Raw genomic sequence first — 254 nt, forward strand, 5'->3', positions numbered from 1 at the left:
TGGGAATGGTGGTAGTGAAACACGAACATTTTTTTTGGCAAAACTCTCTAAATACGGCAGATTATAACGCTGATATTACTTCTTCAAGTAATGGTTCATTTAAAATGGAAGTCAGAGATGCGGATGGTAATATTGTTTTAGATAAATCTTTAAGGGGAGGTATGGAACCAGATTCATTTTCTGGTGTAACTTCCAGTGGAACTTCTGGAATTTGGTCGGTAACCATTACTCTTTCTTCTTTTAATGGTGATGGA

At 36.2% G+C, this 254-nt stretch carries 1 pseudogene; it reads left to right on the forward strand.

Annotated features, from left to right (window positions below):
- Positions 1 to 254, forward strand: a pseudogene (locus ON07_RS16650) (hypothetical protein); the annotation flags it as partial.

Source organism: Gillisia marina (assembly GCF_000258765.1).
Classification (GTDB): Bacteria; Bacteroidota; Bacteroidia; order Flavobacteriales; family Flavobacteriaceae; genus Gillisia; species Gillisia marina.